The sequence below is a fragment of the Endozoicomonas sp. ALC020 genome, from assembly GCF_049275935.1.
GTDB lineage: Bacteria > Pseudomonadota > Gammaproteobacteria > Pseudomonadales > Endozoicomonadaceae > Endozoicomonas_A.
This window is the reverse complement of record NZ_CP184830.1, coordinates 6,331,586-6,357,840: the sequence shown is the minus strand read 5'-3', so window position 1 is coordinate 6,357,840 and position 26,255 is coordinate 6,331,586. Positions and strand designations below refer to the sequence as shown.

The following is a 26,255-nucleotide window of genomic DNA, read 5'->3' as shown; positions in this document are numbered from 1 at the left end:
TCCAAAGGGTCGTGCTGATGGGATATTGGTGCCGGGACAGCCGAAGCTTTTGGACATAGGCTGTCATTTTCCGATCATCATGACCGGGCTCAGGTTAAAACAAGCATTCAGTAGTAGTTGACTAAATTTAAATAGTTATAATATAACATAACAATTTAAGACGTACTCACCCGCATATTCACTTGGATCGGAACTATCCGTCATGACTCAACTACCCGTCACTGTGCTGTCAGGCTTTCTTGGAGCAGGAAAAACCACTGTACTGAGCCACATTCTCAACAACCGTCAAGGTAAAAAAGTGGCCGTTATCGTTAACGATATGAGCGAAATCAATATCGATGCAGCACAGGTACAAAACGAAGTCTCACTGAGTCACCAGGAGGAGAAGCTGGTGGAAATGAGTAATGGCTGTATTTGTTGTACCTTGCGCGAAGATTTGCTGCTGGAGATCAACAAACTGGCACAGGAGGGACGCTTTGATTACCTGGTGATTGAATCCACCGGCATTTCCGAACCTTTACCCGTCGCTGAAACCTTTACCTTTGCTGATGAAAAGGGTGAATCACTGTCTGATGTCGCCACGCTGGATACAATGATCACTGTGGTAGATGCGGTGAACTTCCTCAAGGATTATGACGAGGCGAAATACCTTCAGGAAACCGGCGAGTCTTTAGGTGAAGAGGATGAACGCAGTGTCGCTGACTTACTGGTAGATCAGGTCGAGTTCGCCGATATACTATTGATCAGCAAAACTGATTTGATCGAACAGCCCGAACTGGAACGTTTGACTGCGATCCTGAAAACACTCAATACCAATGCCCGAATCATTCCCATTGCTCATGGTCAGGTAAATGTTGACGAAGTATTAAACACTGGGCTGTTTGACTTTGAGCGCGCACAATCAGCGCCAGGCTGGCTTAAGGAAATGCGTGGCGAACACGTGCCGGAAACCGAAGAATACGGCATTGGAAGTTTTAGCTACACCGCCCGCCGACCCTTCCATCCAGAAAAGTTTTACCAGTTTCTCCACTCGGCAAGAGACTATGGAAAACTGATTCGATCCAAAGGCTACTTTTGGTTGGCCTCTCGTCCGGAATTTGCAGGCCAATGGAGTCAGGCTGGCGGTATTGCACGTTATGGTTTCGCAGGGATGTTTTGGAAAGCTGTCCCGAAAGAGAACTGGCCCACCGATGAAGATTACCTTGCCTCCATCAAGAGTAACTGGGTAGAACCTTTCGGCGATATGCGTCAGGAGCTTGTTTTCATTGGTCAGGGTTTGGATCAACACGCCATCACTAAAGCCCTCGACTATTGCCTGTTAACAGAAGACGAGGTTCTCAAAGGTAAAGAGTACTGGGCAAGTTTGAGTGATCCTTTTCCTGGTTGGGGAGAAAGTCAATGAAGACAACATCACTGGGACAATGCACGTTGACTGAAGATCAGATCAAACAGGCTGCAGAGTCTGACTACATGAATACTGAGCAACTGGATTTCTTCAAGCACCAACTGTTACTGCTTCACGAATCGACAGAAGCTCGGATTCAGGAAGCCAAAAGTCAAATGGCCAGCCCACCGGAATTGAACGATGACAGTGATAGAGCATCCTGGGAAGAAGAGTGCAGTACTTCGTTGCGGATTTTAGATCGAGAACAAAAATTGCTGTCCAAGATCAGACAGTCACTGGAGCGTATACGATCAGGTACCTATGGTTACTGTCTTGAATCAGACGAGCCTATAGGAATCCCCCGCCTTCTGGCAAGACCCACAGCTGAATACTGTGCTGAAGTGAAAGCCCGGATGGAATACAGGGAACAGTCATACCGGGACTGAAGGTGTTAGTCATTGAAATAGGCTGCCGTCAAAGATTCCACAAATAGAGGGCGTCACTGGAGAAGACGGTGATCCGACCTATAGTGATTGCAGTACAATTCTATTTAATGCATGCGGAGGCTGGGATCGAATATGCTTTCTATTGAAATGGGCAGGAAAGACGGCATTGCTCTTCTGGAGCCTCATGGACCCCTTTCAAAAGAGGATTTTATTTCTGCCGCTCGACAAATTGATCCTTTGATTGAAGAGAGAGGAGGGCTGGCCGGGTTGATTATCCATACTGATCACTTTCCCGGCTGGGAATCCTTTGGTGCACTGGTCAGTCACATCCGGTTTGTGAAAAACCATCACAAACATCTGAGAAAAATTGCCATTGTGACGGATGCAAAAGAGGTGGGGGCAAGGGAAAAAATGGCCAGCCACTTTATTGCCGCAAAAATCAGGCACTTCAAATACGAGCAGCTGGAGGCGGCAAAGCTCTGGATTCAGGAAGAGGATTGAGTTGTAAGTGAGCAGGCTGATTTCCTTGAGCATTGCATTTCAGAGGTGTTAGGGCATTTGATTTTTAGCCACGGTATTTGTGAAGGACTTCAACAATTTCCACCTGGTAGTCAAGGTACCAGAGTGCTTTGCCTTTTTTCTGGGCTATCAGGTGTTCGGGGTTGTTCTTCCAGGCATGGATGCTGTTTTTGTCTGGCCAGTATGAGATGGCCAGCTCCTGATCACCTTCAGTAGAGGCTATAAACTCAATACAACCGTATTCATCCAGGGCCAGCTCACGCATGCGCTGGGCCAATTCAAGGTACTCTTGATCCAATTGTTTGACTGTAGCTCTGAAAATGACAGCGTACATGGTCGTTCCCTGATTGGAGTTTTTGAAGACTCCTGAAGTGAATGGGCATTATTAACAGAGAGCACTGCAGAAAAGGCCAGGCATTCAGCAGTCACTAGACATTGCAACAAATCCCGGAAGGCTGCGGATTCGCTCAATCCAATTTTGGATTTCTGGGTACTCAGACAAGTCAAAGCCGCCTTCATGGGCAACATGAGTGTATCCGAACAAAGACAAGTCAGCCGTCGTCAGCTGTTCCCCCACCAGAAAAGGGGTTTGTGAAAGCTGCTGTTCCATGACTTTAAGAGCTTTGTGGCCGCCTTCCTGTTTGCTTTCGAATTCATCTCTTCGATCTTCAGGCATTCCCAGATATTTATTAATAAAGCGGGCAACAGCAATATAGGGTTCGTGGCTGTATTGCTCAAAAAACTGCCATTGCTGGATTTTTGCCTGTAAAAAAGAGTCTGTTGGCAGTAGCTCAGAATCTCTGGCCAGGAAGTTCAGGATAGCATTTGACTCCCAGAGACAGAGGCCATCTTCAAGCTCCAGCAATGGAATTTTGCCATTAGGGTTTCTGGCGAGAAAATCGGGAGTCTGTGTTTCATTATTCAGAACATCAATGGCAATCCATTTGTGATTCAGGTCAAGCAGGGCAGTGAGCAGTTTGATTTTGTAACAGTTACCGGACTGGATATCGCCATATATTTTCATATCTGAGGGAACTCCCTGTTTAGGCGCTTTTATTTTATTAAGCGACATTGTACCAGTGTTTTTTATCGGAAGGTAGATATTAGTAGTTGTCTTGAGGTTCAGGAGGTTGAACTCTTCAGGCTGGCAGGGCCTGACAATCAGGCCCTGAGAGGTTATTAACGGTTGGCTGTTTTTTGTTTTGTCTGAATTTGAACCAGATCCACCAGAACCATTCCGGCTTCCTTGATAAAGGCGTCTGTTTCTTTCTTTTTCTTTTTGGTTTCTGAAGAAGATTCTTCCTGCTCGGCTGCTTCCAGTTCATCCAGATTGTTTAACAGGGGGTCCCCTTTGGCCTTTCTTAGCCGGTTCTCAATAGCCAGCCTCTGGCTACGCATGGTCTGGATTTCGTGCTTGCGCTTTGCTTCGTTCAGCGACACTTTTTCCTGATTTTCGTAGCGGGACAGGTACTCCTTCATTTCGTTCAGATAGACGAAATCCGGGTCCTCATCTGTTCGCTTGCGGTGCTTATCTTCGAGAGGTTGCAGATAAGGTTTCATATCTGAATACTTTCTGTAAGGGATTGGCTTGATGGTGTCCCAGGGCAGGGCGTCAGGCAGTTTGCTTTCGCCGATATCACGTCCGTCATACAGTGACGGAAAGGCAATGTCGGGCAGCACACCCTGGTTCTGGGTACTTTCACCGGAAATACGATAGAACTTGGCGAGGGTTAGTTTCAGCTGTCCATGGTTAAGCGGCTGAATGCTTTGCACGGTACCCTTTCCGTAAGTCTGACCGCCAATCACCAGTGCCCGTCCATAGTCTTGCATGGCACCGGCAAAGATTTCCGAAGCAGAAGCACTCAGGCGGTCAACCACAACGGCCATGGGGCCATTGTAGACCTGAGTCGGGTCCGGGTCCTGCTGACGCTCGGTGCGACCTCTGCTGTCCCTTACCAGAACTGTTGGGCCCTGATCAATAAACAGGCCTGTCAGCTCATTGGCTTCCTGCAAAGAGCCACCACCATTGCCACGAAGGTCTATGATCAGGCCGTCCAGGTTTTCTTTCTTGAGCTTTTCAAGCAGCTTGCGCACGTCGCGCGTCGTGCTCTTGTAGTTGGGATCACCGGACTGAGCGGCTTTGAAGTCTATGTAAAAGGTAGGAATTTCGATAACCCCTATACGCTTGTTTTTATTATTCTGTTTAAATTCCAGAATGTGACTTTTCGCGTCTTGTTCTTCCAGCTTGACCTTGTCACGAACAATTTCGTAAATACGGGTGTTGCTGCTTTTGCTGGACCCCGGAATAACCTCCAGTCTGACCAGGGTTTTCTTTTTACCACGGATCAGTTTAACCACATCATCCAGACGCATTCCTACGACATCTTCCAGGGCGCCTTTCTGGCCCTGGCCTACGCTGATGATTTTATCGCCGGGCTTCAGCTTGCCTGCTTTATCGGCAGGACCACCGGGGACTATGCTGACCACTTTCGTGTATTCATCCTCGGCAGACAGCACTGCACCAATACCTTCCAGAGAAAGGCTCATATTAATGTCGAAGTTCTCGGCAGTCTGAGGCGAAAAATACTGGGTATGGGGATCGAAAATACCGGTGAAAGAATTAATGTAGGTCTGGAAAACGTCTTCACTTTTACTCTGATGCAGACGGCGTAAAAGGTTTGTGTTACGTCGTTGCAATTGATCCACAATTTCTTCATCGGTTTTGTTGTTCAGCTTCAAGGTCAGTACGCTGTCCTTGAACTGCTTTTTCCAGAGATCACGCTGGGCCTTTTTATTGGCCAGCCAGGGCTGTTCCTTGCGGTCAACAATCAGGTCTTCGTTCTTTTTCAGGTTCAGTTTGTCGACTCCCTGCCTGACCTGAGCCAGCATGTAACGGGCACGTTCTTCTGCCCTGACTGTGTAACGATTGAATATTTCAAAAGCAGGTTTCAGGTCGCCGCTCTTCAGTGAGCTGTCGAGCTTTTCTTTGTAGGGAGCAAACTGATCAATATCGCTTTGCAGGAAGAAGCTGCGGTTGGGGTCCAGACGATCGAGATAGCGCTGAAATACTTTTTCACCACTCTCTTTGTCCAGCTCAATTTTACGGTAATGGTTACGTGACAGCAGTTGCACCACATTAACACTGGCAATGGCCTGCTGCAGGCTGGGCTTAAGTTCTTCAACCGGGCGCTCAAGATTCTGGTCAGCGGCAAAAACCGAGCTGGTGGTTAAACAGAGCGCGGTGAACAGGGCAAAAAAAACCGATGGTATTTTCCTGGCGTTTAGCAGGGTCGGTATCATGGATTGTGAAGCTCCGTGTCGTTTTTCGATATCGGGTGTGCCGCCTCGGCTCATGAAGGATTACGTCCTGTTATAGAGTGCTTAAGACGACGTTCATCGACTAGACGTTCATCGACTATAGGACACTCCACCCCACTGTGCCTGAAACACTTGTACTAAAAAAATTCAGAACGTGCGTTTCAGCCTACTCTGCACCGGAAATAATCCAAAGCTTGTCAAAGCCTTGTTACCGGGTGAAACTGCGTTTGCCGTATTTGGCACTGCTGGCTTCCAGACAGTTGGTCCATAGACCCATCCCAAAGCATTGGTTGACCTCTATATTTTTAAGTTACCAGTGCTTCGGGGGCTTTCTCAATCAGTTTTCTTCTGTGATTGTGAATATCCCCTGAGACATAATACAGTCTATAACTGAATGCAGCCAGTCAGGCGACTGTCAGAGTCGCTTCAGGCTGGTAAACTCTCATTCAATAAAGCTCAATAATGGAGGTAAGTACTCAGCCATACGGAATCGAATATTTCTGGCTTATTGGGCAGGTGCTCTGCAAGGCGCAACGACGGGAACATAGCAAGCTATGTGACCAGAGTTGCAACGCAGCACGACTGCATGGATGCAGGAGCTAGAGCAACGCAGGAGCAGTTGCCGCGAGTGCCTGAACAATAAGTCAGAAAATATGATTTCGTATGGTTGAGTACTTATTATCATGATACCTGTATCGGCTTGTTCACCGAGGATTGAGTAAAGATGCCAGAGAGCAAAAGCTTTCAAGGACTTGTGGCTATTGACAAGGCGTTGCAATGGCAGTCTTTTCCCAATAAACCTCCGGGTAAAGATCAGGTAAAAGTTCGCGTAGTGGCGGCAGGTCTTAACCGTGCCGACTTGTCGCAACAGGCCGGAACTTACAATCCACCAGAAGGTGTGACGCCCGTTATGGGGCTGGAATGCTCAGGGATTATTGAGACGGTGGGGGCCAACGTCAGCCAGTGGTTGCCGGGTCAGCAGGTGTGTGCGTTGTTACCGGGTGGAGGACTGGCGACAAGCGTAGTGTGTGATCAGCGGCTGTTGCTGCCGATTCCCGGGTCACTGAGTCTCGTGCAGGCAGGAGGCATTGTTGAGGTTTACACAACCGCCTGGTTAAACCTGTTTCATCGTGGCAAGGTCAAAGCCGGAGACAAGGTTCTGCTGATGGCAGGTGCCAGCGGTGTGGGTACTGCAGTTCTTCAATTATGCGGGCATTTTGGCATTGATGTGACGGTAGTGGTCGGCAGTGATGAGAAGCTGCAATTCTGCAGAGGGCTGGGAGCAAAAAATGGCCTGAACAGACATCAGCAGGATTGGCAGGCTCTTAAAGCCTTTGGTCCCTTTGATATGGTGTTGGATTGCTGTGCCGGAGACTGGCTGGAAAGATATCTGCCTTTAATGAATAACGACGGAAGAATTGTCACTATAGGTTTAATGGCAGGTCGAAAAGCACAATTGGATATGGGGCTTCTACTAATGAAAAGAGTTCAGGTGATGGGATCAACCCTGCGCTTTCTGCCAATTACCGAAAAAGAAAGGTTGTTAACCGAAATAATGGAAAAGGTTTGGCCTTTATTTGCTCTAGGCCAATTAAAACCGATTATTGATACGGTTCTTCCCATAGATCAATATCAGAAAGCGTATGATTTAATGGCGTCCAATAAAACAACAGGCAAGGTGATTCTTTCCTTGCCTGCGTAATGATTTTGAGTCGCTTTAAAACAGTCATAAAGGCCTATGATTATTCTGCTTTGGGCTTTGGAAGGCGCTCGGCAGAATGTATCAGTTATACCCGAGCTCAAAGCATTCGTTGCCTTCAGGCTTGCTGGCTGGCAGCTGGCTGCTGTTTTTCATCAGAGGCTTCAGGTTTTTTGGGTAGGCAGTTGCGTTGTATGCGCGAACCTGTGGGCGAATAGTGGTTTTCCGACTTTTAAATGGTGCGGAGTAGTGGTGTTTCATAGTCTTTCCTGACCGTGCTGGCTTTTGCATGGATACAATCTAAGAATAACAGTAAGTCAACCATTCGGTTAGTCTGAATTTGTACTTAAGTGAGAGTTTCAATTGCAGTTTGCAACGCTGTGTTAATAAAACGTTGCAAACTGTTGGAGGCGTTAAGTTCGATTGGTATTAAACAGCTGTTTGATTCAATGCCGGAAAAATACTGGCATAGAAGTAATCTATGCCAGTACTCTATGAGTACAAAGAGAGGAGCAGGCTCTGATTGTCAGGAGCTTTCAGGAAGCTGAACATTGACTTCCAGGGTTGAGCAGTCACCATCTTTGTCCAGTCGAACGGAGATGGTGTTGTCAGCTACCTGAAAATACTTTTCTACAACTTTCAGTATGTCCTCTCTCATAGCCGGGAGAAAATCATGGCCAGAACGGTTCAGTCTTTCGTGAGCAACCAGTATCTGAAGACGTTCTTTGGCTACTGATGCGCTGCCTTCGGATTTGCTGGATTTAAAAAATTGCAGCAGACTCATGCGCGACTCCCAAAAACTTTCTGGAGAAAGCCTTTTTTCGGAGGTTCAATAAACCGGTGGGGTAATTCAGCGCCCAGAAAACGTGCGACCATATCATTGTACGCCTGACCGGCATCGGTGTTCTGCTGATGAATAACCGGAACACCGTGGTTTGATGCCTTCAGTACGTCTTTGGATTCCGGAACAACAGCCAGCAACGGGATGGCAAGGATTTCCTGAACGTCTTCAACATTAAGCATATCGCCCATTTCTACCCTCGTCGGATTATAACGGGTCAGCAACAGGTGCTCTTTAACAGGATCAAGCTTTTTTTCAGCTCGCCGGGATTTGCTTTGCAAAATACCCAGAATCCGGTCTGAATCCCTGACGGAAGAAACTTCAGGGTTCGTCGTTATGATGGCTTCGTCTGCGAAGTACAGAGCCATAAGCGCACCATGCTCAATGCCGGCAGGTGAGTCGCAGATAATGTATTCAAAATCCTTTGCCAGCTCGTCAAAAATTGCTTCAAGGCCTTCGAGAGTAAGTGACTCTTTGTCCCGGGTCTGTGATGCCGGTAATACGCTCAGGTTTTCAGTGTGCTTGTCTTTAATCAGCGCCTGATGAAGAGCTGCTTCGCCATTAATAACGTTCACAAGATCATAAACGACTCTGCGCTCACATCCCATGATAAGATCGAGATTTCGCAGCCCGACATCGAAATCGATCACGACGGTTCTGTGTCCTTTCATGGCCAGACCCGTGGCAAATGAAGCGCTGGTTGTGGTTTTACCAACACCGCCCTTTCCTGACGTTACAACAATTATGCGTGCCAAGTTCAAATCCTGTGAATAGTAAGTGGTGGTCAAGGTTCAAGTATTTATTAAAGCCTGCTGATGTGCAAGTGATCCTCAGTAAGCCTTATTAAGACAGACTTACCCCAGTGACGGCTCCAGGATGATTCTTCCGTCTGATCGGTGAGCTTGTAGTGACCACTGATTGAAATCAGTTCGGCTTCAAATCGATGGCAGAAAATCCTTGCCTCAGGGTTGCCATTAACCCCGGCAAGCGCTTTGCCTCTTAAAAGTCCGTAGACGTGTATGTGCCCGCCAGCCAGTAATTCTGCACCCGGACTGACCTGTGATAGCACAACCAGGTCGCCCGGGGTATAGACTTGCTGACCAGAGCGAACAGGTTGATCGATAATTTTTGTTTCTGAGCCTGAGGTGGCTGAGGTTTCTTCTTTTTGCTCAAAGCGAGCGGGTTCATGACGTTCGACCGGCATCGGTTGACCGTTCTGTTGCATCATGACCACATTTTTCTCTGACTTTGTCTTCTGAAAGGGTAGCCAGGGTATGCCTGCGCGCTCTGCCGTATATCTGAACTGCTCACTGCCACGGATGGCTACCAGAATCATGCCGGACTCCCTCAGTCGCCCGGCAATAGCCCTCAGATCAGAGGCATCAATGGTTGCTGGTAACTTCTCCAGGGCCAGTACCACCGGTGTCTCCTGAAAGAAGTGGGGGGCTTTTTCCGACATCGCCTGCAACTGCCTGCTAAAGCTGATCAGACAGCTGTTGTGCAATTCAAGCGTAGTCAGCGTATAAATGCCGCCTTTGAGCTGGAATGCGGCTTTTGATGGCTTTGAGGTCAGAGTTGAATTCATGGCGGCCATGTTATTTACGGAAGTTAGGTCAGCAATGTTCTTGCTGTATCTGACGGATAATAGGAAAAAGTTACAATGCCTTTCATTTTCTGGCCTATCGCTCCGCATTGCTTGTCAGGCTACGATCAAAAGCAATATTTCTCAAGTCATTTTACAAGCTAGCCCCTGAGAAACATGACCTCGGTCCCGGCAGCTGAGATAATAGTGCCGGACAAGGGCAGGCTGTTGCTTCGCTGATTATGCAAGTTTATTGAAACAGGGTTTCTGGTGAATAGATGAAGTCGGATGAATTAAGTAACACTACGGAAGCCGATCGCTTTCAGTGGTCCTACCTGAAACCAAAGTTCTGGCCAGTATGGCTGGGACTGGGGTTCACCGCCCTGGTGGCATTGCTTCCTTATTCTGTCATGGTGCTCTTCGGGCGTCTGGTAGGTCGTCTTTTATTGCGTTTTGGTGGTAGCAGGGTGCGTATTACCCGGGTCAATCTGGAAAAGTGTTTTCCCCACATAAGTGAGGCGGAAAGGGACGCCCTGTTGCAGAAAAACTTTGAGTCGGTTGGCATCGGTCTAATGGAAGTCATCATGGCCTGGTGGTGGCCAAGAAAGCGACTTGAACGACTGGTGACCTATAAAGGTCTTGAAAATCTCAATTCAGAGACTGGCCAGGGTAACCTTTTGTTGATTCTGCATTTTACAACCATAGAAATATCGGGCGCTCTGATTACGCTAAGGCACAGTGTCGACGCGACCTATCGTGAACACAAGAATCCTGTTTTTGAATACATGCAGAGAAGGCAACGTCTGCGTTATGACCGGGGGAGTCGTCTGTTAGGCCGAAGGGATGTAAGGGGTATGCTGAGATCCCTGAGACAGGGAAAAACCGTCTGGTACTCTCCCGATCAGGATTATGGTCCCAAGCAAAGTGTTTTTGCTCCTTTCTTTGGTGTTCAGACCGCATCGGTGACTGGCACTTCCAGAATGACCAAAATGGGTAAGGCCAGAGTGGTGCCCATGGTGGTCACCCGAAAACCGGGTTCCGAGGGGTATGTTCTTGAGGTGTTTGAGGCCTGGAAAGACTTCCCCCGGGGCGATGATCTTCAGGATGCGATCCGGGTCAATCAATTTGTAGAAGAGCAGGTAAAGAAAAACCCGGATCAGTATATGTGGTTGCATCGCCGATTCAAGACCCGGCCTGAGGGTGAGGTGGGTTTTTATAAAAAGTAATTGCTATGATCTGATGGCTTCTGGGTCTGAAACCATTTTTGACTTAATCATAATTAATAATATTTAATTAAAAGTGAGGTTGTCATGGCTCAAACAGACACGAAGGTACTAACTGCCCATGTGCCAATACCTTTGGCTGAAAAAGTGGAACTGCTCGCACAGAGACTTGAGCGATCACGTGGGTGGATCATCAAGCAAGCTCTTTCCGCCTGGATTGACCAGCAAGAAGAGCGTGACAGGCTAACCCGGGAAGCGCTGTCAGACGTAGACGCAAATGCTGTTATTGATCATCAGGCTGTGCAAGAGTGGGCAGAAAGTCTTGGGACTGATAACCCCTTGCCGGTTCCACCCTAGTGGAAATTAAGTGGACGAGCAAAGCCCTTTCTGATTTGTCGTGGCTGTATGATTTTTTAGCTCTGGTAAATAATCAGGCTGCGGCTAAAACGGTTCAGTCTTTGACATCCTGTCCAGACAGTCTGCTGGAAACCCCAAGGCTTGGTGAACGGCTTGAAACCTTTGGGCCTAGAAAAGTCAGAAAGATACTTATAGGGCAATATGAAATACGCTATGAAATCCAGAACTCAACCATTTATATTTTGAGGCTCTGGCATACTCGTGAAGATCGATAGAAGCAGTAACCTGTTGTTACCTTATAAACAGGACAAAAAAGACACAACAACCAATGGCACTGAACACGAAAAAAATCGCGCCAGTGCCCTATGCGTTGTTAACCGGCGATCATCAATCGCAAACCATCCAGCCTGAGCATCGCTTTCTGAAGACATTGATGACCCAGAGCGGCACGCAGTTTGAGGTGTTCAATCTCTTCATCACGTACGTTCGGGTTCACTGCTTTCAGGGCAGCCAGCCGCTTGATCTCTTCCGTAACATGGCTCAGCAGGTTTTTGCAGGCTTCGGTCACAATCGGGTTAACCTGTTCCTTCGCCGCTTGCTCTGCTCTGGCCAGCATGGTCAGAATTGGCTCCCGTTGCGCTTTCACCAGTTTCTTCGCCATACCTTTTTTGATGGGCTGAAGTTGGGCGTTCAGGGTGTCGAAGGCCACTTTTTCCGAGAGGTTGTTCATGCCGGGATCGATCAGGCAGCGAATCGGTGTCGCAGGCAGGTATCGATCCAGCTGCAGTTTTTTCTCTCCTGAAGCTCCGACGACATAGATCGCTTCCAGCAGCATGGTGCCCGGTTTCAGTGCCTTGTTTTTTAACAGAGCTACCGAGGTATTGCCCATTTCACTGGTGAGCAGCATGTCCATGCTTTCACGAACCATGGGGTGCTCCCAGGTGAGGAAGTGCATGTCTTCCCGGGAAAGGGCCATATCCCGATCAAAGGTGACGGTAATACCGTCAGCCGGAAGGCCCGGGAAGGAGGTCACCATATGGCTGCCCGGACGCACAACAAGACAATGTTTGGAATGATCTTCTGACTCGACGCCAAATCCTTCAAACAGCTTTTCCATATAGCGCTTGAGCTGCCTGGGTTCTTCCTGTGCTTCGATGTCGTTAATCAGATCTTCACTGGAGAGGGTGCCACGGGAGTTGATTTCCAGCAGGCGATCCCGACCATTGTGAAGGTGTTTATTCATTTTTGTATTGAGATCTGCGGTTTCTTCGATCAATGGTTGAATGTCTGCCAGTGTCGTTTTCTTTTCAGGCGCCAGCGCTTCAGTGAATGCTTCACCCAACTTTTCAAAGACCATGCTGCCAGACGGGCAAGTATCGGCGAAGGCATTGAGGCCCTGATCATACCAGTGAAACATTAATTCCTGTCCGGTGCCCTCTATAAAGGGAACATGGATTTTGATGGTCTCAGTCTGGCCAATGCGATCGAGCCGTCCAATACGCTGTTCCAGCAGATCCGGGTGAGCAGGCAGATCAAAGAGCACCAGGTGGTGGGCAAACTGGAAATTGCGACCTTCACTGCCAATTTCGGAGCAGACCAGAACCTGGGCACCGTATTCCTCATCAGCAAACCATGCAGCCGCTCGATCCCGCTCTACGATAGTCATGTTCTCGTGGAACACTGCCGTGGGTATACCAGACAGAATTCTGAGAGCGTCCTCGAGATCCAGAGCGGTATTGGCATTGGCACAGATCACCAGCACTTTCTGTTTTTTAAGCAGCTTCAGCAGGTTAATCAGCCAGTCGATGCGTGGGTCTACCTTCCACCAGGGGTCCATATCATCAACACAGATATGGGATTGGTAAGCCAGTTCGGGGTAGAGCGAACCACGGGCTTCGGTTTCTTCTTCCTGGGCAATCTGATAAAGCTCGGGCAGCTTCTGGGCGTACCCCTGAACAACACGGCCGGGGAATCCTCCCACCGCTGCACGGGTATTTCTGAACAGAACCCGGCCAGTACCATGGCGGTCCAGGAGGGTTTTTAGTAGCTGTTCGCGGGCCGTTTCTTTTTGTTCAGAAGAGCCATTATTGATCAGGTCGATCAGAGGCTGACAATCGTGACCCAGGAAACCGGTCAGGTGCTGACAGGCGACTTCCGGCAGGTGGTTATTTTCCAGCAGCTCCTGAACCGCTTCGGCCACAGGCTCATAGTTTTTTTCCTCTTCCTGATAGGTCACCAGATCGTGGAAACGATCAGGGTCCAGCAGACGGAGCCGGGCAAAGTGACTTTCGGGTCCCATCTGTTCAGGTGTTGCTGTCAACAGCAGCAGGCCGGGAATTTGTGACGACAATGTTTCCACAACCTGATATTCACGGCTGGGGTTTTCTTCTGACCAGACCAGATGGTGAGCTTCGTCGACGATCAATAGATCCCAGTCGACCTCAAGAGCTTGCTGAAAACGATGTTCGGACTGGCTCAGGAAGTCCAGGCTGCAGAGAATCAGTTGCCCTGTGTTGAACGGGTTTTCATCTTCAATCGCACGGCAACGCTCTTCATCAAACAGTCCGAAGTGCAGATTGAAACGACGCAGCATTTCCACTAGCCACTGATGCTGAAGTGTTTCCGGTACCAGAATCAATACCCGACTGGCTCGTTCAGTGATCAGTTGCTGATGCAGGATGAGACCGGCTTCAATGGTTTTACCCATGCCGACTTCGTCAGCCAGCATCACTCTGGGAGCATGACGTCCAGACACTTCACGCGCTATATGCAGCTGATGAGGTATCAGGCTGGTACGGGCACCGAGCAGCCCTCTCACAGGAGAGCTGAGTAGTCGACAATTGTTCAACAGAGTTTTGTATCGCAGGGAAAAGTTGCTGTTTTGGTCTATTTGACCCGCCAGCATTCTGTCCTGCGGCTTGTTGAAATGAATAAAGTTGCCCAGTTCCGATTCGGGAAGCTCTTTGGGCTTACCGTCGGGAAGAACGCCTCTATACAGTAGCAGACCATTCTCTTCGATGACTTCTGTCACCGTCATGGTCCAGCCCTCGTGACTTTCTATCTTGTCACCAGGATTAAATTGTACCCTTGATAGCGGGCAGTTATTAATGGAGTAGAGCCGGGTTTCACCGGTGGTGGGGAACAATAGGGTTACCATGCGACTATCGAAAGTCAGAACGGTACCCAGCCCTTGTTCAGTTTCGGTGTCACTGATCCAGCGCTGTCCAGGAACGAAGCTCGTCATGTCGTGACTACATACCTTGCCAGACAAAAAGGCCGATATATTAGCGGAATTCGCTGTATTAGCAACCAGTACAAGTGCTACTTGGCGGGTTGCTTCACTAGTGTCTTGGTCTGATTATGGGAAAAATGACCTTTAGAACCGCTGTTTTTGGTAAAAAAAAGGGTTTCTCTATCAGGAATGAAAGAAAGACTTTTTTTCACAAAGAGCTATTTTAAAGCTGAATCTGAAGTGAGTCAGAGGGAAATGGATGATTGTTTTTACCCATGCTCTTTATTCCTGATTCGTTCTAAATGGGAGGGGATAAAAAAGGGTTTGTGGCAGAGCGGATCAGGGCTTTCCGCTCTTGGTTATCGGATATTGGCAGGCCAGCTCAGGCCGAAGTCTGATCCTCATTTGGGTCATTGTCTTGCTCAGCAGTCTGGCCTATCTCGAGCACCAGGTCCGGTTTGCCTTTAAAGGCTTTGGCGAAGGCTTCCTTGTTTTTGGCGAACATCAGGCCGATCTCTTCTGCCAGTTGCTCATCAATTTCAAAGTGATCTTCCAGCAGGCTGGTGATATTCCCGGCCAGTTCCAACATGCGATCGTATTCTTCAGCGGCTTTTTTATCTGTAAACATGCTTCCGTCCCGGTCAACTCGCCACATGGGGGTAATAGACATGGGCCTCTCCTGTCAGGTGTGGTTTAGATATAACTGTATATAAGTACAGTTAATCTGTCCAGTGAGAACCCGGTCAGGGCCAGCATGGAAACTCATTAAAGCATATTCAGGGTATCACCAAGAACTCCAACTCGATGGCTGGAGCTCAGATAACATCAGCGATGCCTGTTCTTTTTGAAAGCACCAGGCTTTTTGTGAGGCGAGGGCCGCTTCTTGTTGATAGCAGGTTTACCACGGGTGCCTCTGGTTTTCAGGCCGGTTTTGGTGTGTCTCGGATCGACTCTGCGAGTTGGTGTGTTGGGTGCGGGTGATAGCTGAACGGCAGCCGCCAGTTCGTCGATGTCAGTTTTTTCTACTTCTTCCCATTGACCCATGCGCAGGTGGTCAGGAATGATGACATTGGCAAAACGAACTCGTTTCAAGCGGCTTACTGTCAAATCCTGTGATTCCCAGAGTCTGCGCACTTCACGGTTACGGCCTTCCAGAAGGCAGACATGAAACCAGCGGTTGATACCCGAACCGCCTGAGTCAACAATATCGGTGAAACGGGCAGGGCCATCTTCCAGCTCGACGCCATCGAAGAGGTTTTTAACTTTCTGCTCTGTTGTATTACCCATCACTCGAACAGCGTATTCACGTTCAACCTGGTAAGAAGGGTGCATCAAGCGACTGGCCAACTCACCATCGGTGGTGAACAGCATCAGTCCGGAAGTATTGATATCCAGACGGCCAATGGCAATCCAGCGTTCGCCCTGAAGTCTGGGCAGTTTGTCAAAAACGGTCGGGCGGCCTTCCGGGTCGTGGCGGCTGCAAATCTCGCCTTCCGGCTTGTTGTAGGCGATGACACGACGGATTCCGGAAGCATAGGTTTCCAGTTTGACCGGGCGGCCGTCGACAGCAATCTTGTCTTCAGCTGAGGCTCGGTCGCCGAGGCTGGCCTGTTCTCCGTTGACGGAGATTCGACCTTCGCTGATCCAGCGTTCCATCTCACGGCGCGAGCCCAGGCCGGCGCCCGCCAGGATTTTTTGCAATTTCTCACCCTGGGGAGGAGTGGTTTCAGTTGTCATGGTATTTACGGCTATGCCGCTCTGTTTCTCAATCAAAGGGGCCAAAGTATAGCGATTCAGGATAGGTTAAGACAGCGTGGATTTCCGTGGCTGTTCCATCGGGTCATCATGCATTGCTCAGGGGTTAGTTATTTCGTTTGATATTTCCACGGGTGTTTCTGCTTCGGAAGCAGGCTCTTCTTCAAAGGATGGATTTGTCGCCTGGTGTGCGACTTGATCCTCTTCAGCGAAAAGTCCTACCGACGAATCCGATATATGGGTGTCCTGTTCAGCCTCCTGCTCAACCAACGGTTGTTCAGGTTCTGGTTCATCGATGTTCTTTTTACGGATCAGATCGTCAAAGTTATCTGGCAGATCAGCTTCCAGTTCATCCAGTTCGGCAAATAGCTCATCAGAGGATTGCTCTTCCACCTCAGTGTCCTCCTGAACTTCAGAGTCCTCTGTCGCTGATCTGCTCTGATCGTTATCTTCTGCCAGTTCCCGGGCTGCTTCTTCCAGATTACGAATCTCGGACAGGGGGGGCAGTTCATTGAGATTTTCCAGATTAAAATAATCCAGAAATTGGCGGGTAGTGGCAAACATGGCCGGACGCCCCGGGACATCCCGGTGACCTACCACCCGAACCCATTCGCGGTCCTGAAGGGTTCGTATAATGTTGCTGCTGACGGCCACCCCGCGAATGTCTTCGATTTCCCCCCGGGTGATGGGCTGCCGGTAGGCGATCAGGGCCAGGGTTTCCAGCAGTGCTCGTGTATAGCGCTGTGGTTTTTCTTCCCAGAGTCTGCCAACCCAGGGTGACAATTCCTGTCTGACCTGGAAGCGGTATCCCGATGCCACTTTTTTGAGTTCAAAGCCCCGTCCTTCACAGGCTTCAGAGATAGCTACCAGAGCCTCACGAATCTGGTTGTCATCCGGGCGCTCTTCCTCAGAGTAAAGGTCTTCGGGGAACAGTGCGGCCAGCTTTTCTTCAGTCAGGGGTTTCTGGCTGGCCAGCAGGGCTCCTTCCAGGATACGTTGCAGTTGTTCTGTTTCCATCAGTCAATCCGAGCCTTTACGTGAATAGGGCCAAAAGGTTCATTCTGAATGAGTTCGATCAGGGATTCCTTGATGAGTTCCATCACCGCCATAAAAGTAACGACAACGCCGAGTTTGCCTTCCTCAAGCCGGAACAGGGCAACAAAGGGAGTGAAACGCTCAGAGGTCAGCATGGAGAGAACTTCACTCATCCGTTCACGGGTGGACAGGGCTTCCTGTTCAACCTGGTGACTGACGTACATTTCTGAGCGGCGGAGTATTTCTCCCATGGCCAGCATGATCTCTTTGAGATCCACTGTCGGGTGGGGGCGTTCCTTTTCCAGGTCGGGTGGGGCCGCACTGGCTTCATGCAGATCCCGGGTCATTCTTGGCATTTGATCAATATCTTCTGCGGCTTTCTTGAAGCGCTCATATTCCTGCAGTCGACGAATCAGCTCGGCACGAGGATCTTCTTCCTCGTCTTCGTCCTCAGAGACCCGGGGCAGCAGCATTCGTGATTTGATTTCGGCCAGTGTCGCGGCCATGACAAGGTATTCAGCTGCCAGCTCAAATTGTCCTGATTCCATCAATTCTACATACTGCATGTATTGCTCTGTAATGACTGCCACCTGAATGTTCAGGATGTCCATGTTGTTGCGCTTGATCAGGTAGAGCAGCAGGTCAAGAGGCCCTTCAAAGGCTTCCAGAAAAACTTGCAGGGCATCCGGTGGGATGTAAAGGTCGTCAGGCAACTTGGCCATGGGCTGACCCATAACCCGTATCTGGTGTTCAATGAGTTCAGGCTCAGAGTCCGATTGAGCTGGCGTTGTCAGCTCTTCAGGGGGTTGTTCTCCGGGCTCAGCCACGGTTTCCGTGGAGGTCATTGATGCTTCACCCTGTTTCGAATCCTCTAACTGAAAAAAAGCAGTTTGACCGACAAACGGTAAAACTGCTTTTTATGATGATCAGGCTCGAAGAACCTGACCTGTAGTTTGTAATAGCTGATACTTCACTGAAACACAGTGTTCAACGATAGTCCAGTCCTATGGCTTCCCGAACCTCCCTGAGGGTGTCCTGGGCTTCGTCCCGGGTCTTTTCGGTCCCTTCGGCGATGATACTTTTTACGACATCGGGATTGTTTTCCAGTTCCCTGGCTTCTGAACGAATGGGCTCCAGTTCAGCCTGTACCGCTTCGATCAGGGGCTTTTTGCAGTCAAGGCAGCCGATACCTGCTGAGCGACAGCCTTCCTGAACCCAGTCTCTGCGTTGTTGATCTGAATAGACCTGATGCAGTTGCCAGACCGGACATTTTTCCGGCTCGCCCGGATCATTCCTGCGAATGCGAGCCGGGTCTGTAGGCATCTTTTTCAGTTTTGACGCAATACTGTCCTGGTCTTCCCTGAGGCCGATGGTATTGCCGCAGGACTTGGACATTTTCTGACCATCCAGACCCGGCATGCGGGGCTGTTCAGTCAGCAAAGCCTGAGGTTCCGGCAAGATAACCTTACCTGTCCCTTCCAGATAGCCAAACAGTCTTTCCTGGTCGCCCAGGGTGATATTGCTCTGTTCTTTGAGCAGCGCCTTGGCCGTGGCAAGAGCTTCGTCATCCCCGTGTTCAAGGTAGGCGCGACGGAGCTTGCGGTAGAGGTTGGCAGTTTTTCTGCCCATTTTGCCGATAGCGGCCTCGGCATTATCCTCAAAGCCGGGCTCCCGACCATAAAGGTGGTTAAAGCGTCTGGCGATTTCCCGGGTAATCTCCACGTGGGCTTCCTGGTCAGCACCGACAGGAACCAGACCTGCACGGTAGGCAAGGATATCGGCGCTTTGCAGGAGTGGATAGCCAAGAAAGCCGAAGGTAGAGAGATCCCTTTCCTTCAGTTTTTCCTGCTGATCCTTGTAGCTGGGCACTCTTTCCAGCCAAGAGAGCGGGGTAATCATGGAGAGCAGCAGATTCAGTTCTGCATGCTCCGGAACTCTGGATTGTATGAACAGGGTGGCCGAACCGGGATTGATGCCAGTCGCCAGCCAGTCAATGACCATGTCCCAGACTGAATCTTCGAGTTTTTCCGGCTCTTCATAGTGAGTGGTCAGCGCGTGCCAGTCAGCTACGAAGAAAAAACATTCATACTCATGTTGCAGCCGAAGCCAGTTTTTTAATACCCCATGATAATGGCCAAGATGTAATCGGCCAGTAGGTCGCATGCCAGATAGAACACGCGACTGTGAGTCTACAGCGCTCAAGAGGCTCTCCCGTTAGAATCCTGAGTGAACAGGGTACGACAGTTTGCACGACGGTAAAAGCGTGTTTTTGCCAGCAGTGAATAAATCAGCCATGGTGACTGAAACAAATTTTTGTCGCCCCCGAAGATGAAAAATGTTTCACAGTAAAAAAAATCTGTCATGAAGTCGGATTTCTCTAGCAGCCTGTCGGACTTAAGCGTCCGTAGCGAGGATTGCAAGAAATTGAGGATAAAAATCTCTGTTTCTGAGGAGAATAGCGAGCTATTTGACGAAGAAACAGGGATTTTTAGACCAATTTGCTGCCGCCGCACGACTGCATGGATGCAGGAGCTAGAGCAACGCAGGAGCAGTTGCCGCGTAGGACAGTCTTAAGTCCGACAGGCTGCTAGCAACAGATTAGTGCATTGGATCGGATTCAGTTGAGAAACGGTTCCGGATTGCCTTTACCTTTGCGTAGGACTTCAGGCGTTTCTGCCAGCAAACTGATCACGGTGGTTGGTTCCATACCTCGATAACCTCCATCAATGACTAGGTCCAGCTGGTTTTCAAGTGTTTCACGAATGTCGTATGGGTCCAGCATGGGTTCATTGTCACCTGGCAACTGCAGAGTACTGCTCATTAAGGGCGCGTCCAGTTCATTGAGCAGGGCGCTTACAATACTGCACTCTGGTACTCGTAAACCCAGGGTTTTTCTCTTGGGATGCATCAGGCGGCGAGGCACTTCACGGGTGCCTTTGAGAATGAAAGTGTAAGGGCCGGGTGTATGGTGTTTCAGTAGACGGTATTGAACATTGTCGACCTGAGCGTAGGTGGCCAGTTCAGAGAGATCTCTGCACACCAGTGTGAAGTTATGCTTTTCGTCCAATCGACGAATCTGGCGAATGCGCTCAACCGCTTTCTTGTCACCGATCAGGCAGCCCAGGGCATAGGCTGAGTCAGTAGGGTAGGCAATCACCCCTCCAGCCCTCAGAATTTCTGCGGCCTGGCGAATCAGACGAAGCTGTGGCGTCTCGGGGTGGATCTGGAAAAACTGACTCATGGCTGTTGTATACATGGAACCTGCACCTATTGAACCGTCTTTTGGATACTGTGTTCAAAGGGATGTCGACAGGTTGCCATTCTCTTGCAGTAAAATTGGAGTGCGCATCATACCACCGAAGCAAGCCGGTGCAACGTTTGCGTTCAATTCGGGACGATACTAAGGGCTTTGGTTTAGTGATAAGGTTTCACGATCCTCAGTAAGCTGCGCAAGGGTTATGAGGAAGAAAAGTATAGATTTATGGGTATAAAATGATTTTTGTTTTCAGAAGAGTAGTAATAAGTACTTTCAGTATTAATGAGCTTTTTATCAAAATCGGTGTTTTTAAAAGAGTATGCAGAATCTTTTCTGCGGTCAGTGATGCGAAACTGGTGACGCCCTTTGTTTAATAGTTGCAACTCGTAAATAACGCCTTCCTTGCTATCAAATATTAAATTGGTATGTCTTTTTTTATTGCCCGGAAAAGTTTGTTTAACAGGAATGCTTTTTTCAGCAAGATATTTTTCAGCAAAATCAAAAAATTGCCAGTGTCTCTCATCCGTTCAACAATGCCACCAACAATAAATGTCTGTCTATCTTTAACGGGTGCGAACTGGGTTATTTTCGCAAGCATGAAGTCAAAAGAGGGCTTGCACATATCGTTTTGCAAAAAATGAGTCATTATGGCCGTTTGCGTTTTTTGATCCCAGAAGACTTCAGTATGACAATCATTAACACATGTTGTCGTTAAAAATCTTGGTTGCCCGGGCTTTGAAAGTGATGTCAATGCAGTTTGAAACATGGCTACATGCATACAAGTGTGTTCGTATTCATTTGCTGATACTGACAAGCGGGCAATGGGTAAAGAGTCGACAATGACACCGTCAATAATGTTTTCATCAAGCCGGTGGCTTTTCAATAGAGTGGGGGTCATTCTATTGCTTCCTGAATATTTGAAGGGCAGTAAACAGTGAAGAGGGATTATTTTTTTAATTTCTCTATCAGATGTGATTTTAAATTCAGTGAATAAATGGTCTTCATCAGTTGAGGGTTCAATCAGTAGCTAGCTATGGCGGAGTTGATATTAAATATTGCAATCTTCTAAAACATTAATAACTCTTGGGTTGAAACAAGTGGGTGTCTCTACCTCTTTTAGTTTTAACTGCTCAGAAGTCAGCTTTGAGATTTCTTCGTTTTCTGAGGGATATTGCCTGGTTGATAAAGTATTAGTAAAATATTGAGCATCCATGCTAGGTAACCTCTTCCTGAACTAATTATTATGGCAGAAAATATTAGAAATAGTTCATAACACATATGTTACTCTTTCTTACTTTTTCATAAGTACCGACATATGTGGCTTTTGTGGGATTAAAAAGAAGAAACATGAAAATAGCCTTTTTCCTCGGTTTGTATAAGCTTGAATTTTGAGAGTACTGGGCTGAACTGTGTTTTGATATCGTTATATCTTGGATGAGAATACTCTAATTCAGAATTATTAGTTTCAATCATTCCAATTTTTTTGATATAAAACTGTCTCGCACTGCCCTCAGGGTTAAGTTTAACAGTTGTAATATTTCTTTTAATTGCAACATCAATGGCGCAGCGCATAAGAAATTGACCAGCTCCACGACCTTTATATTCATCCTGAGTAGCCAGCATTTTCACAAACAAAGATTTTTTGTTATCTTGCATAGATATAAAAGCTATAAGATTAGATGTTTGAGAATCTAATAACTCAATAATGACCAAATTGCATGCCCTATCAGAAAGCCTTTTGTTAGAAAGTTTTTCGAATTCTTCTTTCATCTCTTCTATTGGGTCAATGGGAGTAATTTCTTTTAGAGAAGAAAAATACATTGGTAAATATGGGAGGTCTGAGCAATTACATATCACTTTAACCTTGAAGCCCATAAAAGCTGAAGCTTCTTTTAAAGTAGGAGAAATACTAATCTTAGGCTTATTCTGAACGCTTGCTGAATCTATCATTCCATGAATCATAGGAAGACTCCTTTTTAAATACAGAAATTAGACATTCCTAAACCTTGGTAGTTCAATTTTGCCGTAGTGTGTTTCCGAGAGTGCCACATAACCCAGGGATAGAACTCACACGGACATACAGGTTCCGGTAATTCTTGACCAGCGCCATGAAATTGAGTTGCGCGTTGGGGTATTCTGAAACAGATGGCCTGCACGTGTCTTCATTGAGTGCCGAAACAATCTGTATCACGGCCAGGAAAAAAGCAACAAAAATACCCAGCCCATAATAATAGTTGGCCGTTTTTTTAAGGGGCGTTGACGGTGTGCTCATGGTTAACCTATTGCATTATAACCAGGCGCTAGCTTACCGAAAAACACCGAACCGTTCATCCGCACAACCACCTGCCCTCCAGCGGTTGCAAAAGATAGTCTTCGGTCGTGTACCCGCTACTGTCCAGGGGATGGCTGACCTTGTTCAGTATCGATACGGGTTCGACGAGCTCCGGCCACTAATGAAGCGTTGCCCGGCAGGCCAATAAAGATTATTCAGCCCTTAGTCACTCAAATATATGGATTTTCCCCGAAAATGGAGCACTCGGCTACCAGGGCCAAGTTCTGACGGCAGACTGACTTTTCCGATGTTTTACTTTTGCAGTAGCCTGTGGAATGTGTGAATGAGTTAAAAAAATGTTAATTGCAGTTAAGAAAATTTGAACTTTTATTACTATGCAGGTTCTAAGTCACATGGTGAAATGTTGATTCTTTTGACAATCGATAGTAGTTAGTGACTTTGGAGAAATAAAACATGGATGTAACAAGAAACAGTAACAGTATTGCAGGTTCACTCTTACCAGAACCTAAGCGAACTCGAATGAAAGGAGGGTCTTCTTGTGTCAGTGCAGGAAGATCTACCACAATAGTACCCGAAAAAAAACAAGATATTTACATGGATGTCAGTGCCTTTCGCGATAATGCATTTAATGTGGAACGTGTGAAAGTTAATGATAGGGAGTGCTCAATTTGTACTGATCCCATTAAATGGTCGAGGTTATTGCAAACCCCCTGTGATCATCTTTTTCACCTGAGGTGCTTTAATGAGTGGCTGAAAACCAGTCTGGCAGACGGTCGGGTTGAAAACTGCCCTTCGTGCCCGGAAGAATTTAATGGCCTGGGCGAAAAGCTGAACGAATTTGAAAAACTGTTGAATGAGTTTGGTGATTGCAATTCTTTAGCTGTTGCAAATAGGGCGATTTACGATCGGAGTATAAAGGAAACACTTAAAGCAGAAGTAAGTTATGAAACCTTAATTCATTATATCCAGCTTTGCAGGTATAACAGCCAGGAAACAAGTGTATCAGAGGCTGTCAATGTTTTAGGAAAAACAATGCTTCCAGTGACAGTATCCAGTGTTGCTCACAAATCCTGGATCAACTCAGCCAGCCTTGGCCCTGATGGCCGCCATATGATCACCGCCAGTGACGATGGAACGGCGAAAATCCACGGTGTGAAGGCCGACCAATCATGGGCGCAAGAAGCCATCATTGTTCATGATGATGTTGTCAACTCAGCCAGCTTCAGCCCTGATGGCAGCTATGTATTAACTGCTAGCATGGATCATACGGCGAAAATCTATGGCCAGAAGGATGATGAATTATGGGTAGAAGAATTCGTCATTACCCATGGTGATGGTGTCAACTCGGCCAGCTTCAGCCCCAATGGCTGCCATCTAGTCACCGCCAGTATGGATCATACTGCGAGAATCTATGGCCAGAAGGATGACAAATCATGGGTAGAAGAAGCCATCATTGCTCATGACGATGTTGTCAACTCAGCCACCTTCAGTCCCGACAGTTGCCATGTACTGACCGTTGGTAAGGATCATACGGCAAAAATCTATGGGCGAGCGGACGATGGATCATGGGAGCCAAAAATGTTCATTAACCATAATGATTCGATCAGTTCAGCCACCTTTAGTACTGATGGACGCCATGTGGTCAGTGTCGGTAACGATAATACGGTGAAAATCCATGGTCTGCAGGCGGATAAATCATGGAAAACAGAAATCGTCATTGTCCATGATAACTCTGTCAACTCTGCCAGCTTAAGCCCGGATGGCCGCTATCTGGTGACAGCTGGTGATGATCATAAGGCAAGAATCTATGGCCGGGAAGACGATGGAACATGGAAAATAAAAGCGATCATTTCCCACGAAAAAAGTGTTATCTCAGCCGTCTTTAGCCCAGATAGTAGCCGTGTGGCGACCGTTGGTAGAGATGACAAGGTGCAAATCACTGGTAAGAGGACCGATGGATCATGGTGGAAAGAAACGACCATTCATCATAATAATTCGATCAGATCAGCCACCTTCAATGCCGATGGCGATCATTTGCTGACTGCCAGTTTTGATCGCAGAGCTCAAATCATTGGTCGGAAGGCTGACGGATCATGGCAACGAAAAGCCACCGTTTCCCATTCTGAAAAGATCTTATCGGCCAGCTTTAGCAACGATAGTCGCCATGTGGTGACCAGAAGTTCCGGTCACTTAGCAAAAGTTACCGAACTATGGAGGGATGGTTAATTGAGCAAGGGAGCGTGAGAATCAGTGTTTTCTGGCACTCAGGCATTAGTAAATTATCTACCAGTTCTCCCAGACGGGCAGAGCACCCTTGGGAAGTTCTGGCGCTCTGCCCAGTTCTACCCAAGGTTTGGCGGGGGTATGAAAGTCACTGGCTCTTGAGGCTCTGAGTTCAAAGTCCTGGCAAAGGCTTGCCAGTGCTTCCCGCTGTCCGGGAGGTTGTTGGCAGCCACTGACTTCCAGGGCATGGCCGCCAGCCAGTTTGAAGTCTTTGACCAGAGCTCTGAGCTTGGTGCGGGTCATTTTGTATTTTCCGGGGTGAGCTAACACAGCCGTACCATTCAGGGCTCTGATCCAGGCTACGGCCTGACCCATGGGAGGCCAGAAGGCCTTCAAGTTGCCTATTTTCTGGTGCGACAGATGCCTGTCAAAAGCTGCTTGCATCTCTTTGACGTAGCCTTTTTCAATCAGCCATTGGGCGAAATGAGGTCGGCCTGTCTGGATATTTTCTCTGGATAAAACAAAGCCGTCAGGCGATTGTTTCTGCCGGTTCAATGCCAGATCAATGACTTCATTCATCAAAGTGTCAGCGCTGATCTTCAGTTTCAGTTGTTTCATCAGACGGCTGGCGATCATCAGAGATCGTTGCTTTCTGGCGGAGCACTGGTGATGGATGATTCGTTCAAGATCCGGGTTCGACAGGGAAAAGTTAAGACCGACAATATGGATTTCCATGGCAGACCAGGTGGTTGATAATTCCGTCCCGGTGATCAGCCTGGGGCCAGAGAGTGTTTTATTGGAGAGAAACTGATGTGCAGCCACCGAATCATGGTCCGTAATAGCCAGTATATCGACACCTTTATAACGTGCTCGTTCATAAACTTCCAGTGGTCCCATGGAACCATCGGATGCGGTGGTGTGACAATGGAGGTCGACATTCAGGGTCATTGCGATACAAATAAGTAGTAACTGTCTGTACACTCTACCACCAATGGAATTGTAAAGGCTTTTAAAAAGTTGGCAGGGTGGAGTCGACCAGACATGGCAATGCAGCCGTTCCATAGTAAACTACAGGATGATTTAACGAGCTCT

General features: G+C 48.0%; 25 protein-coding genes. 8 read left to right on the top strand and 17 right to left on the bottom strand.

Going from position 1 to position 26,255, the window contains the following annotated elements; all coding sequences use genetic code 11:
• Positions 1–202 precede the first annotated feature (202 nt).
• From zigA to ACOJUO_RS23730, 3 genes are all read left to right on the top strand, one after another.
• A complete protein-coding gene (gene zigA / locus ACOJUO_RS23740; protein ID WP_422138382.1) occupies positions 203–1,402 on the top strand; it encodes a zinc metallochaperone GTPase ZigA in 1,200 nt (399 codons plus the stop codon).
• Positions 1,399–1,830 carry a TraR/DksA family transcriptional regulator gene (locus tag ACOJUO_RS23735; protein WP_422134348.1) on the top strand — a complete coding sequence of 144 codons (432 nt, stop codon included), beginning with the start codon at positions 1,399–1,401 and terminating at the stop codon, positions 1,828–1,830. Before zigA ends, ACOJUO_RS23735 begins: the two co-directional genes overlap by 4 nt.
• Before the next feature lie 132 nt (positions 1,831–1,962).
• Positions 1,963–2,331: an STAS/SEC14 domain-containing protein gene (locus ACOJUO_RS23730; protein ID WP_422138381.1), complete on the top strand. Its 369-nt coding sequence runs from the start codon at positions 1,963–1,965 to the stop codon at positions 2,329–2,331.
• Positions 2,332–2,395: 64 nt separating this feature from the next.
• Here the strand turns inward: ACOJUO_RS23730 and ACOJUO_RS23725 are convergent, their stop codons facing one another.
• From ACOJUO_RS23725 to ACOJUO_RS23715, 3 genes are all read right to left on the bottom strand, one after another.
• Positions 2,396–2,683 (bottom strand): antibiotic biosynthesis monooxygenase family protein, encoded by a 288-nt coding sequence (locus tag ACOJUO_RS23725; RefSeq protein ID WP_422138380.1) that lies wholly within the window; start codon positions 2,681–2,683, stop codon positions 2,396–2,398.
• Between the two features lie 84 nt (positions 2,684–2,767).
• Positions 2,768–3,373, bottom strand: a complete 606-nt coding sequence (locus ACOJUO_RS23720) for a glutathione S-transferase family protein (RefSeq protein ID WP_422138379.1) — start codon at positions 3,371–3,373, stop codon at positions 2,768–2,770.
• 155 nt (positions 3,374–3,528) lie between these two features.
• Positions 3,529–5,703: a carboxy terminal-processing peptidase gene (locus tag ACOJUO_RS23715; protein WP_422138378.1), complete on the bottom strand. Its 2,175-nt coding sequence runs from the start codon at positions 5,701–5,703 to the stop codon at positions 3,529–3,531.
• Positions 5,704–6,391: 688 nt separating this feature from the next.
• Here ACOJUO_RS23715 and ACOJUO_RS23710 point away from each other — a divergent pair.
• Complete coding sequence (locus ACOJUO_RS23710) at positions 6,392–7,369, top strand: NAD(P)H-quinone oxidoreductase (protein ID WP_422138377.1); 978 nt, start codon at positions 6,392–6,394, stop codon at positions 7,367–7,369.
• Between the two features lie 81 nt (positions 7,370–7,450).
• Here the strand turns inward: ACOJUO_RS23710 and ACOJUO_RS23705 are convergent, their stop codons facing one another.
• The 4 genes from ACOJUO_RS23705 to minC all read right to left on the bottom strand — a co-directional run bounded on the left by ACOJUO_RS23705 (position 7,451) and on the right by minC (position 9,792).
• Complete coding sequence (locus ACOJUO_RS23705) at positions 7,451–7,627, bottom strand: hypothetical protein (protein ID WP_422134341.1); 177 nt, start codon at positions 7,625–7,627, stop codon at positions 7,451–7,453.
• 265 nt (positions 7,628–7,892) lie between these two features.
• Positions 7,893–8,150 (bottom strand): cell division topological specificity factor MinE, encoded by a 258-nt coding sequence (minE, locus tag ACOJUO_RS23700; RefSeq protein ID WP_422138376.1) that lies wholly within the window; start codon positions 8,148–8,150, stop codon positions 7,893–7,895.
• Positions 8,147–8,962, bottom strand: coding sequence for a septum site-determining protein MinD (gene minD, locus ACOJUO_RS23695; RefSeq protein ID WP_422138375.1), 816 nt, complete (start codon positions 8,960–8,962; stop codon positions 8,147–8,149). The genes minE and minD overlap by 4 nt, the downstream gene beginning before the upstream one ends.
• Before the next feature lie 47 nt (positions 8,963–9,009).
• Positions 9,010–9,792, bottom strand: coding sequence for a septum site-determining protein MinC (minC, locus tag ACOJUO_RS23690; RefSeq protein ID WP_422138374.1), 783 nt, complete (start codon positions 9,790–9,792; stop codon positions 9,010–9,012).
• Between the two features lie 275 nt (positions 9,793–10,067).
• Here minC and lpxL point away from each other — a divergent pair, with 275 nt between their 5' ends.
• From lpxL to ACOJUO_RS23675, 3 genes are all read left to right on the top strand, one after another.
• Positions 10,068–11,015, top strand: coding sequence for an LpxL/LpxP family Kdo(2)-lipid IV(A) lauroyl/palmitoleoyl acyltransferase (gene lpxL / locus ACOJUO_RS23685; protein WP_422138373.1), 948 nt, complete (start codon positions 10,068–10,070; stop codon positions 11,013–11,015).
• Between the two features lie 84 nt (positions 11,016–11,099).
• The gene (locus tag ACOJUO_RS23680) at positions 11,100–11,369 is read left to right on the top strand and encodes a CopG family ribbon-helix-helix protein (protein ID WP_422138372.1); all 270 of its coding nucleotides are present in this window, start codon (positions 11,100–11,102) and stop codon (positions 11,367–11,369) included.
• Complete coding sequence (locus ACOJUO_RS23675) at positions 11,369–11,644, top strand: type II toxin-antitoxin system RelE/ParE family toxin (RefSeq protein ID WP_422138371.1); 276 nt, start codon at positions 11,369–11,371, stop codon at positions 11,642–11,644. Before ACOJUO_RS23680 ends, ACOJUO_RS23675 begins: the two co-directional genes overlap by 1 nt.
• A gap of 98 nt (positions 11,645–11,742) precedes the next feature.
• Here ACOJUO_RS23675 and rapA read toward each other — a convergent pair whose 3' ends face one another.
• The 9 genes from rapA to ACOJUO_RS23630 all read right to left on the bottom strand — a co-directional run bounded on the left by rapA (position 11,743) and on the right by ACOJUO_RS23630 (position 22,609).
• Positions 11,743–14,613: an RNA polymerase-associated protein RapA gene (gene rapA / locus ACOJUO_RS23670; protein WP_422138370.1), complete on the bottom strand. Its 2,871-nt coding sequence runs from the start codon at positions 14,611–14,613 to the stop codon at positions 11,743–11,745.
• Between the two features lie 370 nt (positions 14,614–14,983).
• Positions 14,984–15,271 carry a YebG family protein gene (locus ACOJUO_RS23665; RefSeq protein ID WP_422134334.1) on the bottom strand — a complete coding sequence of 96 codons (288 nt, stop codon included), beginning with the start codon at positions 15,269–15,271 and terminating at the stop codon, positions 14,984–14,986.
• A gap of 155 nt (positions 15,272–15,426) precedes the next feature.
• Complete coding sequence (rluB, locus tag ACOJUO_RS23660; RefSeq protein ID WP_422138369.1) at positions 15,427–16,338, bottom strand: 23S rRNA pseudouridine(2605) synthase RluB; 912 nt, start codon at positions 16,336–16,338, stop codon at positions 15,427–15,429.
• Between the two features lie 117 nt (positions 16,339–16,455).
• Positions 16,456–17,373 (bottom strand): SMC-Scp complex subunit ScpB, encoded by a 918-nt coding sequence (gene scpB / locus ACOJUO_RS23655; protein ID WP_422138368.1) that lies wholly within the window; start codon positions 17,371–17,373, stop codon positions 16,456–16,458.
• Positions 17,373–18,236 (bottom strand): segregation and condensation protein A, encoded by an 864-nt coding sequence (locus ACOJUO_RS23650; protein WP_422134331.1) that lies wholly within the window; start codon positions 18,234–18,236, stop codon positions 17,373–17,375. Before ACOJUO_RS23650 ends, scpB begins: the two co-directional genes overlap by 1 nt.
• A 142-nt stretch (positions 18,237–18,378) precedes the next feature.
• Positions 18,379–19,593, bottom strand: a complete 1,215-nt coding sequence (locus tag ACOJUO_RS23645; RefSeq protein WP_422134330.1) for a tryptophan--tRNA ligase — start codon at positions 19,591–19,593, stop codon at positions 18,379–18,381.
• A 415-nt stretch (positions 19,594–20,008) separates the two neighbouring features.
• The gene (locus ACOJUO_RS23640) at positions 20,009–20,632 is read right to left on the bottom strand and encodes an L-threonylcarbamoyladenylate synthase (protein WP_422137123.1); all 624 of its coding nucleotides are present in this window, start codon (positions 20,630–20,632) and stop codon (positions 20,009–20,011) included.
• Positions 20,633–21,062: 430 nt separating this feature from the next.
• Complete coding sequence (locus tag ACOJUO_RS23635; RefSeq protein ID WP_422134329.1) at positions 21,063–21,545, bottom strand: hypothetical protein; 483 nt, start codon at positions 21,543–21,545, stop codon at positions 21,063–21,065.
• A 434-nt stretch (positions 21,546–21,979) separates the two neighbouring features.
• Positions 21,980–22,609: a GNAT family N-acetyltransferase gene (locus ACOJUO_RS23630; protein ID WP_422138367.1), complete on the bottom strand. Its 630-nt coding sequence runs from the start codon at positions 22,607–22,609 to the stop codon at positions 21,980–21,982.
• A 784-nt stretch (positions 22,610–23,393) separates the two neighbouring features.
• Here ACOJUO_RS23630 and ACOJUO_RS23625 point away from each other — a divergent pair.
• Entirely contained in the window at positions 23,394–25,166 is a 1,773-nt protein-coding gene (locus ACOJUO_RS23625; RefSeq protein ID WP_422138366.1) for an RING finger domain-containing protein, read from the top strand.
• Positions 25,167–25,223: 57 nt separating this feature from the next.
• Here ACOJUO_RS23625 and ACOJUO_RS23620 read toward each other — a convergent pair whose 3' ends face one another.
• Positions 25,224–26,144 carry a PHP domain-containing protein gene (locus ACOJUO_RS23620; protein WP_422138365.1) on the bottom strand — a complete coding sequence of 307 codons (921 nt, stop codon included), beginning with the start codon at positions 26,142–26,144 and terminating at the stop codon, positions 25,224–25,226.
• Positions 26,145–26,255: the final 111 nt, after the last annotated feature.

Excerpts from the sequence above, each read along its gene's own strand:
- zigA (WP_422138382.1), top strand. The coding sequence starts at position 203 with ATGACTCAACTACCCGTCACTGTGCTGTCAGGCTTTCTTGGAGCAGGA.
- ACOJUO_RS23735 (WP_422134348.1), top strand. The coding sequence starts at position 1,399 with ATGAAGACAACATCACTGGGACAATGCACGTTGACTGAAGATCAGATC.
- ACOJUO_RS23730 (WP_422138381.1), top strand. The coding sequence starts at position 1,963 with ATGCTTTCTATTGAAATGGGCAGGAAAGACGGCATTGCTCTTCTGGAG.
- ACOJUO_RS23725 (WP_422138380.1), bottom strand. The coding sequence starts at position 2,683 with ATGTACGCTGTCATTTTCAGAGCTACAGTCAAACAATTGGATCAAGAG.
- ACOJUO_RS23720 (WP_422138379.1), bottom strand. The coding sequence starts at position 3,373 with ATGAAAATATATGGCGATATCCAGTCCGGTAACTGTTACAAAATCAAA.
- ACOJUO_RS23715 (WP_422138378.1), bottom strand. The coding sequence starts at position 5,703 with ATGAGCCGAGGCGGCACACCCGATATCGAAAAACGACACGGAGCTTCA.
- ACOJUO_RS23710 (WP_422138377.1), top strand. The coding sequence starts at position 6,392 with ATGCCAGAGAGCAAAAGCTTTCAAGGACTTGTGGCTATTGACAAGGCG.
- ACOJUO_RS23705 (WP_422134341.1), bottom strand. The coding sequence starts at position 7,627 with ATGAAACACCACTACTCCGCACCATTTAAAAGTCGGAAAACCACTATT.
- minE (WP_422138376.1), bottom strand. The coding sequence starts at position 8,150 with ATGAGTCTGCTGCAATTTTTTAAATCCAGCAAATCCGAAGGCAGCGCA.
- minC (WP_422138374.1), bottom strand. The coding sequence starts at position 9,792 with ATGAATTCAACTCTGACCTCAAAGCCATCAAAAGCCGCATTCCAGCTC.
- lpxL (WP_422138373.1), top strand. The coding sequence starts at position 10,068 with ATGAAGTCGGATGAATTAAGTAACACTACGGAAGCCGATCGCTTTCAG.
- ACOJUO_RS23680 (WP_422138372.1), top strand. The coding sequence starts at position 11,100 with ATGGCTCAAACAGACACGAAGGTACTAACTGCCCATGTGCCAATACCT.
- rapA (WP_422138370.1), bottom strand. The coding sequence starts at position 14,613 with ATGACGAGCTTCGTTCCTGGACAGCGCTGGATCAGTGACACCGAAACT.
- ACOJUO_RS23665 (WP_422134334.1), bottom strand. The coding sequence starts at position 15,271 with ATGTCTATTACCCCCATGTGGCGAGTTGACCGGGACGGAAGCATGTTT.
- rluB (WP_422138369.1), bottom strand. The coding sequence starts at position 16,338 with ATGACAACTGAAACCACTCCTCCCCAGGGTGAGAAATTGCAAAAAATC.
- scpB (WP_422138368.1), bottom strand. The coding sequence starts at position 17,373 with ATGGAAACAGAACAACTGCAACGTATCCTGGAAGGAGCCCTGCTGGCC.
- ACOJUO_RS23650 (WP_422134331.1), bottom strand. The coding sequence starts at position 18,236 with ATGACCTCCACGGAAACCGTGGCTGAGCCCGGAGAACAACCCCCTGAA.
- ACOJUO_RS23640 (WP_422137123.1), bottom strand. The coding sequence starts at position 20,632 with ATGAGTCAGTTTTTCCAGATCCACCCCGAGACGCCACAGCTTCGTCTG.
- ACOJUO_RS23635 (WP_422134329.1), bottom strand. The coding sequence starts at position 21,545 with ATGACCCCCACTCTATTGAAAAGCCACCGGCTTGATGAAAACATTATT.
- ACOJUO_RS23630 (WP_422138367.1), bottom strand. The coding sequence starts at position 22,609 with ATGATTCATGGAATGATAGATTCAGCAAGCGTTCAGAATAAGCCTAAG.
- ACOJUO_RS23625 (WP_422138366.1), top strand. The coding sequence starts at position 23,394 with ATGGATGTAACAAGAAACAGTAACAGTATTGCAGGTTCACTCTTACCA.